General features: G+C 72.7%; 3 protein-coding genes. All 3 read right to left on the bottom strand.

The features are described from left to right. Positions 1–6 precede the first annotated feature (6 nt). Positions 7–3,789 carry an SDR family NAD(P)-dependent oxidoreductase gene (locus tag HUO13_RS17555; RefSeq protein WP_211902382.1) on the bottom strand — a complete coding sequence of 1,261 codons (3,783 nt, stop codon included), beginning with the start codon at positions 3,787–3,789 and terminating at the stop codon, positions 7–9. Then, a complete protein-coding gene (locus tag HUO13_RS17550) occupies positions 3,774–4,574 on the bottom strand; it encodes a thioesterase II family protein (RefSeq protein WP_249124973.1) in 801 nt (266 codons plus the stop codon). Before HUO13_RS17550 ends, HUO13_RS17555 begins: the two co-directional genes overlap by 16 nt. Before the next feature lie 201 nt (positions 4,575–4,775). Then, positions 4,776–14,789 carry a non-ribosomal peptide synthetase gene (locus HUO13_RS17545; protein ID WP_211902380.1) on the bottom strand — a complete coding sequence of 3,338 codons (10,014 nt, stop codon included), beginning with the start codon at positions 14,787–14,789 and terminating at the stop codon, positions 4,776–4,778. Positions 14,790–14,797: the final 8 nt, after the last annotated feature.

The following is a 14,797-nucleotide window of genomic DNA, read 5'->3' as shown; positions in this document are numbered from 1 at the left end:
GCCGCGTCACCGGGCCTTGTCCAGCACCTCGGCCAGGCGGCCGACGGTGGGGTGGTCGTAGAGCTGGTGCACCGCCATCCTGGCGGGCAGCGTGCCGTTGATGCGCGCGACGAGCTGCGCCGCGCGCAGGGAGTTGCCGCCGAGCTCGAAGAACGCGTCGTCACGTCCGACCCGCTCGCGGCCGAGCACCTCGCCCCAGATCACGGCGAGCCGCCGCTCCAGGTCCGTCTCCGGCTCGACGTGGCGGCGGCGCTCCCGCGCCGACGCCGCACGCGCCACCGCCAGCAGCCCGGCCTGGTCGACCCGGCCCGCCGCGTCGCGCGGGACGCGGTCCACCCGCGTGAAGCGCACCGGCGCCTCGCACCGGGCGACCAGCTCGGCGGTGGCCTCGCACAGCTCCGCCTCGTCCACGCCGGCACCGCTGTAGGCGACCACGATCTCGGTGCTGCGCGAGTGTTCCGGGGCGAGCTCGGCGATGATGTTCTCGTTGCGGCCGTCGAGCCCGATCAGCAGGTTCACGCGGTCCTGGCCCAGCGCCGTCAGCAACGACGACAACCCGCTCGCGTCGTCGATGGGCACGAACCCGCGCGAGGCCGCGGCGGCCGACGGGCTGCCCCGGTTCATCCCGCTGCCGGTCCACATGCTCCACGACAGGCAGCGCACCGGCCTGCCGAGCTCGTGGCCCCAGTGGTCGGCGAAGCCGTTGAGGAAGCTGTTCGCCGAGGAGTACGCGCCGAAGGAGCTGCCGCCGAACTCGGCGTTGACCGACGAGAACAGCACCAGCAGCGTGTCCGGCCGGTCGCGCAGCACCTCCGCGATGGCCATCGTGCCGTGCACCTTGGCCCGGTAGGTCCGGGCGAACTCGCCGCGCGAGGCGCGTGCGACCGTGTGCTCCTCCAGCCGGGACCACTGCTGCGAGACGTCGTTGCTCGCCAGGTGCAGGACGCCGTCCAGCGGCCTCCCCCACCGTCGCTCGGCCTGCGCAACGGCGCTGTGCAGGGCGGCGGTGTCACCGACGTCCAGCGCCCGGTACTCGATCTCGCCGAGCGTGCGCAGGTCTGCCAGCCGCTCCGCCTTCGGCGTCCCCTCCGCGACCGGACTGCGTCCGATCAGCAGCAACCGCGCCTGGTAGGCCGCCAGCAGGTATTCGGCGATCTGCTGCGCGATGCCGCCGAGACCGCCGGTGATCGCGTACACCCCGCCCTGGACCAGCGCCGGGGAGCTGTCGGCTTCGGGCTCGACCGGTCGCAGCCTGGGCACCAGCCTGGTGTCACCGCGGTGTGCGACCACGTCGGCATCGGGCATCGCGGCGAGCTCGGCGCGCACGATCGCGGGCCACCGCTCGGGCGTGGCAACCGGCAGGTCGACCTGCCGCAGCACCGGGACCGCGCTCTCGGCGACAGCCGTGCGGACCAGGCCGGGCAGTGCGCCCTTGGCGACGTCCACCGCGTCGCCGTCGCCGGTGCGCACTCCGCCGGTGGTCAGGACGAGGACCTCGGGCCGACGCTCCCACGAGGCCAGCTCGGCGAGCAGCATCCGCACCGACAGCACACCGGAGCGGAGCCCGGCGTCGACGTCTCCTCCCGGTGTCGCCGCCCATGCGTGCACCACGGCGTCGATCCGGCCGAAGTCGCTTCGAACCGCGGTCAGCAGTTCGCGGTAGTGCGCCGGGTTGGCGTCGTCGATGGAGAAGCGGTTGCCGTCGCGTGCGAAGCGCGTACCCGGCAGGACGACCACGTCGTGCTCGCCGAGCCACTGCTCCCGCTCGGCGTCTGCGAACAGCACCCGCACACCCGTGCGGGATTCGGACTCCACGATGGACTGCGCGGTCCAGACCCGCTCGAAGAACCAGTTGTCCTCGGACGGGGGCTCCTCCTCGGCCGGGCCGTCCTCCAGGGCGCGCAGCGCGTCGACGAACTTGCCCGCACGCAGGTCGGCGACGAGCTGAGAACGCTGGATCTTGCCGCTGCCGGTCTTGGGGAACGCCTCTCGCTCGACCGGGACCACCAGGTGCGGCTGCAACCCGATGTCGGAGGCCAGCCTGGCCCTGATCTCGGCCACCGTGCCCGCCACGTCGGCGGACGCGGGCACGAAGAAGACGACCAGCCGGTCGGTGTCGGTGCCCTCCCCCGCGTCGTTGCACGCGGCCACGAAGGTGACCTCGGTGCCGGGCACCTGCTCCACGACGGACTCGATGTCGAAGTTCAGGTAGTTCACACCCTGGATGACGATGAGGTCGCTGTCGCGTCCGGTGAGCGTCAGCCTGCCGTCGTGGACGAAGCCGAGGTCACCGCTGTTGAACCAGCCGTCCTCGGTGCGGGCCTTCCGGTTGGCCTCGTCGTTGCGGTAGTAGCCGGTCATCATCGTGCTGCCGGAGAACTGCACCCGGCCGACGTGGTCCTCGGGCAGCGGCCGGTCGTGGTCGTCGGCGATCCGCAGCGCCAGCCCCGGCAGCGGGCGTCCGACCTCGGTGAAGGTGATGACCTCCGGGACGTCCCGCGGCGGCACCACGCGCAGTCTGCCGCCGAGCGAGGCTTTCTCGACGCTGATGGTGCCCTGCGCCGGGTCATGGGCCGAAAGCCTGGAGTAGATGGTGCCGGAGGCGATCTCCGACATCCCGAAGGTCGGCAGCAGCGCGTCCGCGGGCAGGCCGTAGGGCCGCAGCACCTCCAGGAACCGCTGCGCGGTGCGGGTCACGACCGCCTCACCGCCGTTGCAGATGTGGCGCAGGCACGACAGATCCCACGCGCGCCCGGCCGCGCGTTCGGCGTTGTCGTTGAACAGCGAGAAGGCGAAGTTCGGGGCCCAGGTGTTGGTCACCCGGAAACGGTGCACCCAGTCCATCCACACCAGCGGGTCGGCCAGGAACGCGTCCGTCTCGGCGTTGACGTGCTGGTGGCGCAGGACCACGTTGCTGACGTTGTGCATGATGACGCCGCCGACGTGGTCCATGGGGATCCAGTTCAGCGACACGTCGTGCTCGCCGAAGCCGTTGGCCACAGCGCTGGCCAGCGTGCGGGCGATGATGCTGGCGTGGGCGTGCCGGACGCACTTGGGCACACCGGTGCTGCCCGAGGTGAGCAGCTGGACGGCCGGGTCGCCGGGTTCGACCGGCTGGGGCTCGGCGTCGGCACCGGCGCGGCGCAGTTCCTCGTTGCAGTAGGCGGTGATCTCGGCTCCCCAGCCGGAGCCGAGCCCCCGGACCCCTTCCAGCAGCTCGGCGTCGGTGAGGATCACCGGGCGGCCCAGTAGCTCCCACGCGTTGCGCAGCTTGCGGGTGCCGGCGTTCTCGCGCTCGAACCCGAGCGGGACCCCGCACGGGGTCGGAACGTAGCCGCCGAGCACGCACGCCCAGAACGCGGTGACGAAGTTCCGGTTGCCTGCGAACTGGAACAGCACCGAGGCGCCCGGCGCCAGCCCGTGTTCGCGGAGCCCGGCGAGCAGCTCCCGCGCCTCGGTGAACAGCTCGGCGTAGCTCTGGAAGCTCTCACCGCCGTCGGCGGCGATGAACGTCGTTCCGCGATCGGGGGCCAGTTCTGCGGCCAGCCGCAAACCTTCCTGCAGGGTCCTCGGGGCCGACGGGTCGTGCGGCAGCTCGCCGCCGTGGACCTCGGCCGTCGGCAGGTCCGCCCCGCCGACCTCACGCTCGGCGGGCACGCCGGTGACCGGCGTGCGCGTGGGCGCCGCCGCCCGCGACCTCGCCTGCCTGCGGACGGCGCAGGCGGCGTCGGAGACACCGGCGTGCGCGCGGACCGCCGCGGACAGCTCCGCCATCAACTCGCTGGACATCTGGGCCGAACCTCCTCGCTGCGCGGCTGCTCCCCGCCGAGGAGGAGCCGCCCGATCTCCTCCGCCAGCTCCCGGGGACGGTCGTTGAGGTAGAAGTGGCCGCCCTCGAACATCCGGAGCCGGAAAGCGCCGCTGGTCTGTTCCTGCCACGCCCGCATCTCCCGCTCCGGGGCGCGTTCGTCGTCCTGTCCACCAAGGACGGTGATGGCCGCCTCCAGCGGCGGCTCGGGGCGGTACTCGTAGCGCTCGCCGAGGGTGAAGTCGGCGCGCAGCGCGGGGAGCAGCAGCCGCATCAGCTCGGGGTCGCCGGCCACGGACTCGGCGGTCCCGCCCAGCGAGCCCAGCGCCGCGACGAACTCCTCGTCGGGCAGCTCGTGGATCGGCTCGGCCACCGGCGGCCGGTCCGGCGCGACCTGACCGCTGAGCAGCAGGTGCTCCGGCTGCGGCCCGCCGCGCCCGCGCAGCGCCCGGGCCAGCTCGAAGGCCAGCAGCGCCCCGCCGCTGTGGCCGAAGAACGCCAACGGCCCCCGCAAGTAGGGACGCATCGTGAGCCCGAGAGTGCGCACCGCGGCGGTGAGGTCGGTCAGCGGCTGTTCGCGGATCCGGTCCTCCCGGCCGGGGAGCTGGAGCGCGATCAGCTCGACCTCCGGGGGCAGCAGCCGCGGCCATTCGGCGAAAGTGGCCGCACCGGCGCCGGCGTGCGGGAAGCAGAACAACCGGACCCGCGGGTCGGGACGCCGAGCACGCCGTACGAACGGCGACTCGACGGTGAACGAGTCGAGCATGCGACCGACCATAGGAACGGCGTTTATCGGGGCAATATCGCGGGCACTTCCATGGCTCGCCGGGGCGGCCGGCGGGCGATTCGCATTGAGGGCAGGACGGTGGGTCCTGTCCCCGCATCCACGCGAACAGGACCCACGGACCGAATCGGTGTTCTCCGCGGCGGTGGTGATCGTCCGCCGCCAACCGAGGAAAGTCGGTTGTCAGGACGGCATCGCGGCCTCCGCCGGCTGCCGGTCGGCCATCCGCTGCCGCACCAGAGCCGCGATCTCGCCGAGCGGACCGCTGTCGAGCATCTCGTCGTGCGTGCAATCGACGCGCTCCACGCACACCCGGCCGCGCACGTACGGCTCCCACTGCGGGCCGAGGCCGTCGTTGGACCGCGACGTCATCAGCAGCACGTCGCCGTCGACGACGTCGGGCCGGTGCCCGGCTGCCAGCCGGACGCTGTTGACTATGGCGTCCACCGCGGACGGCAGATGCCGCGCGGGCAGCACGCTCAGCACGCCCTCGCCGAGCGCCTGCGCGATGCGGCCGCGCTGGTGCTCGGCGCTGCCGCGCTCGGTCTCGCCGACGACGTCGTCGAACAGCCGGGCCAGCACCTCGTGCTCGGCCAGGCCGAGGTCCGAGGTGGACGAGTCCAGCATCGCCAGCACCCCCACCTGCTCGCCGCGCGACTGCAGCTCCGCGGCCACCGCGTGCGCGATGTTGCCGCCGAGGGAGTAGCCGAGCAGGTGGTACGGGCCCCGCGGCCGGGCCTTCTGGATCTGGTCGGCGTAGTCCGAGGCAAGCTCACCGAGGCTGCGCGGCAGGGCGTCCCGGCCGTCGATCCCGCGCAGCTGCAGGCCGTGCAGCGGCAGGTCGGTGTGGCGCAGCAGACCCGAGTAGCACCACGACAGCCCGGTGGCCGGGTGCACGCAGAACAGCGCCGGACCTTCCCCTCCGCGCAACCCGAGCAGGACGTCGAAGCCGTCGCCGTCATCGTCGAGCAGTTCGGCGAGCTCGGCGACGGTGGGCGCGCGGAAGACCGACTGCACGCCGAGCTCCGCGCCGAGCACCTCGCGGACCCGGCTTACGAGCTGGGTGGCCAGCAGCGAGTGTCCGCCCATCTCGAAGAACCCGTCGTCGATGCCGACGGTGCCCACGCCCAGCACCTCGCCGAAGAGGTCGCAGAGCACTTCCTCCCGCGGCGAACGCGGCCTGCGGTACGCCCCCACCGGCGCGGCGAGCGGGCGCGGGAGCCGGTCCCGGTCGAGCTTCCCGTTGGCCGTCAACGGCATCTCGTCGAGCGCCACGACCGCCGAAGGCACCATGTAGTCCGGCAGCGCCTCGCGCGCGTGCCGCAGCAGCTCCGGCGCGGTCGCGTGCCCGACGATGTAGCCCACGAGCCGCCTGTCACCAGGCCGGTCCTCGCGGACCACCACGCGTGCCTGCCCGACGTCGGGATGTGCGGCCAGGACCGCCTCGACCTCGCCCGGCTCGATCCGGAAACCGCGCACCTTCACCTGGTCGTCGGCACGTCCCAGGTACTCCAACCGCCCGTCGGCACCCCATCTGGCGAGGTCGCCGGTCCGGTACATCCGGGAGCCCGGCGGGCCGAACGGGTTCGCGACGAAGCGCTCGGAGGTGAGCCCGAACCGGCCGCGGTATCCCTGCGCGAGGCCGGGACCGGCGGCGTAGAGCTCGCCGGCCACCCCGGTCGGCACCGGTCGCAGACGGGAGTCCAGGACGTAGGCGGCGGCACCGTCCAGCGGGCGGCCGATCGGCACCGGGTGCACGCCGGGTTCGCTCCGGGCCCAGGTCACCTCCACGGTGGCCTCGGTCGGACCGTAGGCGTTGATCATGGTCCGGCCCCGGCCGAAGAACTCGACCAGCTCGGCCGGGCACGGCTCGGCGCCGGTGATGAGGCACCGCAGGTGCGGCAGCTCCACCCTGGGCACGGTCGCCAGCACCGACGGCGGGATGTGCAGGTGCGTGACTCGCTCGCGGTCCAGTTCGGCGGCCAGCTCTGCCCCGGTCGCGGTCCGCCTCGGTACCACCAGGCACGCACCCGTCAGCAGCGCCATGCACAGCTCCGCCACCGACACGTCGAAGCTCGGCGACACGTACTGGTACACGCGGCTGTCCTCGCGCACCCCGTAGGAACGCACGTGGTTGCCCGACAGCGTCGCGAACCCGGCGTGGGAAACCACAACGCCCTTGGGCAGTCCGGTCGAACCCGACGTGGTGATGACGTAGGCGGCGGACTCCGCTCGCAGCGGTGCGTTGCGCTCCGCGTCGGTCGGGTCGGTCGCCGGGTGCGCGGCGAAGCCGGAATCGATCAGCAGGGCCGGACGCGGCAGTTCGACACCCGCGGTGGAGACCACCAGCGCGACGTCCTGGAGCAGGTGGCGGATCCGCTCGGCCGGGTACTCGACGTCCACGGGCAGGTAGGCGGCACCGGTCTTGAGCACGGCGGTGATCGCCACGACCAGTTCGCCCGACTTCGGCAGCGCCAGCGCCACCACGTCGCCGGGCCCGATCCCGAGGCCGATCAGGTGGTGTGCCAACCGGTTCGCCCGCTCGTTGAGCTCGGCGTAGGTCCAGCGTCCGTCGAGGGAGTCCACCGCGAGGTTGCCCGGCACGCGGCGCACCTGTCGCTCGAAGAGCTCCGGCCAGCTCGGTTGCGCCGACGGATCCGCCGGACGCACCGCCAGTGCCTCGCACTCCCGGCTGGTCAGCACGTCCACCTGCGACAGCCGGAGCCGCGGGTCGGTCACCACCTGCTCCAGGAGCCGGACGAAGCGCTCGGCCACCGACCGGGCGGTGTCCTCGTCGAAAAGGTCGGTGCTGTAGGAGACGACGCCGTCCACTCCCGCCGGGCGCCCCACCCCGTCCCGGTTCTCGCGCACGCTCAGGGCCAGGTCTACCTTCGCCGCGCCCGCTCCGGCGCCTTCCACCTCGACGTGCAACCCGGGCCACCGCGGCTCGTCGCCGTCGTCCTCGCCCTGGAAGGCGAACGCGACCTGGAACAGCGGGTGGTGCGACAGCGAGCGCGCCGGGTTGACGATCTCCACCAGCCGCTCGAACGGGACGTCCTGGTGCGCATAGGCCGCCAGGTCCGCTTCCCGGACCCGCGCCAGCAGGTCGGCGAAGGTGGGATCGCCCGAGGTGTCGGTCCGCAGCACCAGCGTGTTCACGAAGAACCCGACAAGCTCGTCCAGCGCCGGGTCTGCGCGACCGGCCACGACGGTGCCGACCGGGATGTCCTCGCCCGCGCCGAGCTTGGTCAGCACGGCCGCCAGGCAGGCGTGCAGGACCATGAACGCCGTGGCGTCGTGCTCGGCCGCGAGCCGCGACAGCGCGGCGTGGGTGGCGGCGTCGATGACGAACTCCAGGGAGTCGCCCCGGTGCGAGGCCACCGCCGGCCGAGGCCGGTCGGTGGGCAGCTCGATCCGGTCCGGTGCTCCCGCCAGGGTCCTGCGCCAGAACGACAGTTGCCTTGCCACGCCGGAACGCGGATCGTCCTCGTCGCCGAGCACTTCGCGCTGCCACAGCGCGAAGTCGGCGTACTGCACGGGAAGCTGAGTCCACTGTGGCGCATTGCCGCGGACGCGCGCCCCGTAGGCCGACGCGAGGTCGCGGACCAGCGGCCCCTGCGACGTGCCGTCGGCGGTGATGTGGTGCAGCAGCACCAGCACCACGTGCTCGCCGGGACCTCCCTCGAACATGACGACCCGCAGCGGTACCTCGCGCGCCAGGTCGAACGAGTAGCGCGCCGCCTCTTCCAACGTCCCGGTCCCGTCGACGACCACCGGTTCGACGCGGTCGAGGACGTGCTGGTGCGGCGTGCCGCCGACGTCGGGGAAAACCGTGCGCAGGCTCTCGTGCCTGGCCACCACGTCGGCGACCGCCGCCCGCAGCGCATCCCGGTCCAGCTCCCCGGAGAGCCGCAGCACCAGCGGGATGTTGTAGGTGGGGCTCGGCCCCTCCATCTGGTGCAGGAACCACAGCCTGCGCTGCGCGAACGACAGCGGGACCAGCTCCGGCCTGGCCTTCGGCTCCAGCGGTGGGCGCACCGGTCCTGACGTGCCGAGCCGTTCGGAGATGCCGGCGACCGTGGGCGACTCGAACAGCGCCCGGATCCCCACGTCCGCACCCAGCTCCGCGCGGATGCGGCTGATCAGCCGCGTGGCCAGCAGCGAGTGCCCGCCGAGCTCGAAGAAACCGTCGTCGATCCCGACGGAGTCGACGCCCAGGACTTCGGCGAACAGTCCGCAGAGGACTTCCTCGCGCTCGTCGCGGGGGGCCCGGCCGTCCTCCTCGCCGGCGAACTCCGGGGCGGGCAGGGCATTGCGGTCCAGCTTGCGGTTGCCGGTCAGCGGCAGCGTGTCCATCGTCACGAACGCGACCGGCACCATGTACTCCGGCAGCCGGTCGGCCACGTGGTCGCGAAGCCCGGCCGCGTCGAGCTCGCCCTCCGGCACGACGTAGGCCACCAGCCGCTTGTCGCCGGGGGTGTCCTCGCGCACGATCGCGGCGGCGTGCCGGACGTCCGGGTGCTGGTTGAGGACGGTGTCGATCTCACCGAGCTCGATCCGGAATCCGCGGATCTTCACCTGGTCGTCGACCCGCGCGACGAACTCCAGCATGCCGTCGGCATTCCACCGCGCGATGTCCCCGGAGCGGTAGAACCGGGAACCGGGCGGGCCGAACGGGTCGGCCACGAACTTCGACGAGGTCAGGCCGGGGCGGTTCAGGTAGCCGCGGGTCACCAGGTCGCCCGCGATGTAGAGCTCGCCCTCGACGCCGACCGGGGCCGGCCGCAGGGCCGCGTCCAGCACGTACATCCGGGTGTTCCAGATCGGCCGCCCGATCGTCACCACGCCGGAGGGCACCGGTTCGCCGGGCTCGATCCGGAACTCGGTGCAGCCGACCGTGGTCTCGGTCGGCCCGTACTCGTTGATCACCGTCGCCTCCGGGTGCCGGGCACGCCACTGCTCCAGCACCTCCCCCATCAGCGACTCGCCGCCGAGGACGAGCTGGCGGGTCGGCGAGCACTCCGGCGGCAGCGTCAGCAGCACCGGCAGGTGGCTCGGGGTGGCCTTGACGAAGGTGGGCCGGTGGCCGCCCAGTTCGGCCGACTCGTCGAGCTCGACGAGCTGCGCGCAGCCACCGGTGGTCAGCGGGGCGAACAGGCCGGTGACGGTCAGGTCGAACGACACCGGCGAATGCACCAGCGCGCGTCCGGCGACGGCCGGGTACGCCGAGCGCACCCACGACAGGTAGCCGTTGAGCGAGTCGTGCTGGACGACCACGCCCTTGGGCCTGCCTGTCGAGCCCGAGGTGAAGATCACGAACGCGGCGTTGCGCATGCCGGGCGACCGCCGCGGATCGCCGTCGTCCACGGTGGACGTGTCGATTTCGTCGACGAGCAGCCGCGGAGTGGCAACCGGAATCCGATCCGCGAAGCCGCGGTCGGTCAGCACGAGCACCGGGCGGACGTCGTCGAGCATGAACTCGATCCGCTCCGCCGGGTGCGTTGGGTCCAGCGGCAGGTAGGCGCCGCCGGTCTTGAGCACCGCGAGCAGCGCGACGACCAGGTCCACCGACCTGGGTAGCGCGATGGCCACGAACCGCTCGGGTCCCGCGCCGCGTTCGAGCAGCAGCCGGGCGAGCCGGTTGGCGCGGCGGTTGAGCTCGGCGTAGTCGATCTCGGTGTCCCCGAACGCGACCGCCGGGGCGTGCGGGGTGCGCATGACCTGCTGCTCGATCAGGTCCGGCAGGGCCACCGGCACGACCTCGCGCGCGGTGTCGTTCCAGCGCCGCAGGACGCGGTCGCGCTCGTCGGCGGGCAGCACGTCCAGCTCGCCGATCGTCGTCGCCGGATCGGCGGCCACCTCGGCGAGCACCCGCACCAGCCGGGCCGCGATGGAATCGGCGGTGCGCTGGTCGAACAGGTCGGTGGCGTATTCCAGCACGCCCCGCAGACCGGTCGGGGCGCCGCCGTCGTCGTAGGACTCCTCGACGTGGAAGGTCAGGTCGACCTTGGCCATGTCGGTGCTGCTGCTCTCGCGCTCGACGACCAGACCGGTCAGGCCGAACTCGGTGCGCTCGTCGCGGTGGAAGTCGAGCATGACCTGGAACAGCGGGTGCCGCGACATCGACCGGGCCGGGTTGACGACCTCGACCAGCCGCTCGAACGGGACGTCCTGGTTGGCGTAGGCGGCCAGGTCGGCCTGGCGGACCCGGCCGAGGAGGTCGGTGAAGGACGGGTCTCCGGAGGTGTCGGTGCGCAGAACCAGCGTGTTCACGAAGAACCCGACCAGTTCGTCCAGCGCCTCGTCACCCCGGCCGCTGACCGAGGTGCCGAGCGGGATGTCGGTCCCGGCGCCCATCCTGGTCAGCAGCGCCGCGATCGCACTCTGCACCACCATGAACACGCTCGCCTGGTTCGACCGGGCCACCGCGGCCAGCAGGCGGTGGACCTCGGGTCCGACCTCGAACTCCACCCCCTCGCCCCGGTTGGTGGCGACCGCCGGGCGCGGCCGGTCGGTGGGAAGCGACAGCTCCAGCGGCACACCGTCGAGGCTGGACCGCCAGAAGTCGAGCTGGCGCGCCACCAGGCTCTCCGGGTCGTCCTCACGGCCGAGCAGGTCGCGCTGCCACTGGGCGTAGTCGGCGTACTGCACCGGCAGCGGCGACCAGCGCGGACCGCGGCCCTCACAGCGCGCCGCGTAGGCGGTGGCCAGGTCTCGCGCGAGCAGACCGCTGGACCTGCCGTCCCCTGCGATGTGGTGCAGCAGCACGAGAAGCACGTGCTCCTGCGGACCCAGCACGAACAGGCTCGCCCGCAGCGGCGGTTCCGCGGCGAGGTCGAACGGCGTGCGCGCCGCGTCGGCCACCTGCTCCTCGACGCGATCGGCCGCAACGACGTGCAGCACCGGCAGGCCCGGCAGGACCCGCTGGTAGGGCATGCCGCCGACGGTGGGGAACACGGTGCGCAGGCTTTCGTGCCGCTCGGCGACGTCGCCGATCGCCGCCTGGAGGGCGTCGGTGTCGAGGGGGCCGGAAAGCCGCAGTGTCATCGGGATGTTGTAGGTGGCGCTGGGCCCTTCGAGCTGCTGGAGGAACCACAGCCGCTGCTGGGCGAACGACAGCGGGACGTGCTCCTGGCGCGGCACGGGGCGCACCGCCGGGCGCGCCTCGCCCGCGCCGTCCAGCCGGGCGGCCAGACCTGCCACGGTCGGCGACTCGAACACCGCGCGCACCGCGAGCTCCACGTCGAAGGTGGCGCGGATGCGGCTGATCAGCCGGGTCGCCAGCAACGAATGGCCGCCCAGCTCGAAGAAGCTGTCCGCGGGACGCACCCGGGCCACGCCGAGGACTTCCGCGAACAGGCCGCAGAGGATCTCCTCACGCGGTGAACGCGGCGCCGAGCCGGAAGTCGAAATCTCCTGCTCCGGAGCGGGAAGCGCCCTGCGGTCGAGCTTGCCGCTGGTGGTGAGCGGCAACGCGTCGAGCTCGACGAACGAGGTCGGCACCATGTAGTCGGGGAGATGGCGCCGCAGGTGCTCGCGCAGCGGCCCGGCCTCGCCGACCACGTAGGCGGTCAGCCTCTCCTGCCCCTGGCGGTCGCCGCGCACGACCACCGCGACCTGGCCGACCGAGGGGTGCTCGCGGGCGACGGCCTCGATCTCGCCCAGCTCGATGCGTGCTCCGCGCACCTTGACCTGGTCGTCGGCCCGGCCGGCGAACTCCAGCACCCCGTCCGAGCGCCACCGGGCGAGGTCACCGGACCGGTACATCCGGCTGCCCGGCGCGCCGAACGGATCGGCCACGAACCGCTGCGCGGTCAGCGGCGCACGCCGGTGGTAGCCGTGGGCGAGCTGGGTGCCCGCCAGGTACAGCTCGCCGGTGGTGCCGACCGGCACCGGGCGCAACGCGCCGTCGAGCACGTAGAGCCGGGCGCCGGGCACCGGCTTGCCGATGGGGGCGGGATCGTCGACCCGGCCCGGCTCGCAGTCGTGGTAGGTGACGTCGATGGTCGCCTCGGTCGGGCCGTAGAGGTGGTGCAGCCACACGTCGAGCACCTCCCACACCTGGCGCTGCAGGTCCGCGGGCAACGACTCGCCGCCGGTGAACACCCGGCGCAGCGAGGTGCACTCCCGGGCCTGCGGTGTCTCCAGGAACATCCGCAGCACCGGGGGTACGAAGTGGACGGTGGTGACCCCGTGCTCGCGGATCACCGCGGCCAGGTGGTCGACGTCGCGGTGACCGCCGTCGGCGGCGAGCACCAGCGTGGCGCCTTCGGTGAGCGTCCAGAAGAACTCCCACACCGAGACGTCGAAACCGGCCGGGGTCTTCTGCAGCACCCGGTCCGAGGCGTCGAGCCCGTAGGCCCGCTGCATGCCGTCCAGGCGGTGCAGCACCGCGCGTGCCGGGACCACGACGCCCTTCGGGCGACCGGTGGAGCCCGAGGTGTAGAGCACGTACATCGGGCCGGCGACCGCGCGTCCCGGGTTGGTGGCCGGGTGCTCCGGCAGCGGCTGGTCCAGCAGGAGGACGTTGCGCGCGCGGACCCGCACGTCGCTGGTCGTGACGACGAGATCCGGCGCCGCGTCGCGCAGGATGTGCTCGATGCGCTCGGCAGGGTGGTCGGGTTCCACCGGCACGTACGCGGCACCCGCCTTGACCACCGCGAACAGGGCGGTGACCAGTTCCACCGACCTGGCGACCGCGACCCCCACCAGGCTCCCCGGACCGACACCGGCCGCGATGAGGTGGTGCGCGAGACGGTTGACCCGCTCGTTCAGCTCGCGGTAGCTGACGGTGCCGCCGTCGTGCACGACGGCCGGGTGCTCGGGTGCCAGGCGGACCCGCTCCTCGAAGCGCTCGACGACGCTCGGGCCCTCCGGAGCGGGCTCGTCGTCGTTGAACTCGTGCAGGATGCGGTGCCGCTGCACGGTTTCGAGCAGTTCGACGCGCCCGAGTGGCTGGTCCGGGTCGGCGGCGAACGCCTCGAGGAAGCGCCGCAGGCGCGCCAGGAGCTCCGCGGCGTCGAACTCCTCGGGGCGGTGGTCGAGCCGGAGCTGCAGCCCGTCCTCGGTCCTGGCCACGACCAGGCCGAGCGGGTAGTGCGTGGCTCCCCCGCCGTCGACGCCGGTGATGCGCGGGCCTGCCTGGTCGTCCTCGTCGTCGGCGAGCGAATCCAGCGGGTAGTTCTCGAACACCAGCAGCGTGTCGAACAGCGGCCCGAGCCCGGCGGCGCGCTGCACCTCGGCCAGGCTCACGTGCTGGTGCGTCAGCAGCCGCGACTGCTCGGCCTGCAAGCGCGCGAGGTTCTCGGCCACCGACGCCGCCGGGTCAAGTCGCACCCGCACCGGGAGCGTGTTGATGAACAGGCCGATCATCGTCTCGATGCCCTCGATCTCGGGCGGCCGGCCCGACACCGTCGCACCGAACACCACGTCGGCGGAGCCGGTGAGCTGTCCCAGCACCGCGGCCCAGGCGCCCTGCACGAGCGTGTTGACGGTCAGGCCGCGCCGCCTGCACAGCTCGTCCAGTTCGTCAGCGGGCATGGTCAGCCAGGCGCGTTCGGGCAGAGCCGCGGTGCGGCCGGCCTCCGCGACGCGCGTCGGTGCGTCGAGGCCGGACAGCGTTTCGCGCCACACCCGCTTTGACACCGCCGGGTCCTGTTCGGACACCCACCGCAGGTACCGCTTGTACGGGGTGACCGGCCGCAGGCCGGCCGCCGCTCCGTCGCGGTAGAACGCGAAGAGCTCGTCGATCAGCAGCGGCGCGGACCAGCCGTCCAGCAGGAGGTGGTGGTTGGTGATCACCAGCCGGCTGGTTCGGTCCGGCAGCCGCACGAGGGTGCAGCGCAGCAGCGGTGGGGTGCCCACGTCGAATCGGCGCACCCGGTCGGCCGCGAGGAAGTCGTCGAGCCCGCCGGCCGGGAGGTCGACGACCTCCCACGCGGGTTCGACGTCGCGGACCACGTACTGGATCGGCTGCCCGCCCTTGCGCTGGCGGAAGCCGACCCGCAGGTTCGCGTGCCGCTCCAGCAGCAGCCGCAGCGCCGCCCGGAACCGCTCCGGGTCGACCGCGCCCGCCAGTTCGAGGACGAGCTGGGTGTTGTAGACCTCCACGCCGTCGGAGTCGTAGAGGCTGTGGAACCACAGCCCCTCCTGCAACGGCGACAGCGGGAGCACGTCTTCCAGCCTCGACTGGCTCATCTGGGGAT

The organism is Saccharopolyspora erythraea (assembly GCF_018141105.1).
Lineage (GTDB): Bacteria > Actinomycetota > Actinomycetes > Mycobacteriales > Pseudonocardiaceae > Saccharopolyspora_D > Saccharopolyspora_D erythraea_A.
Note: the sequence above shows the minus strand (reverse complement) of the source record. Positions and strands in the feature narration are given on the sequence as shown.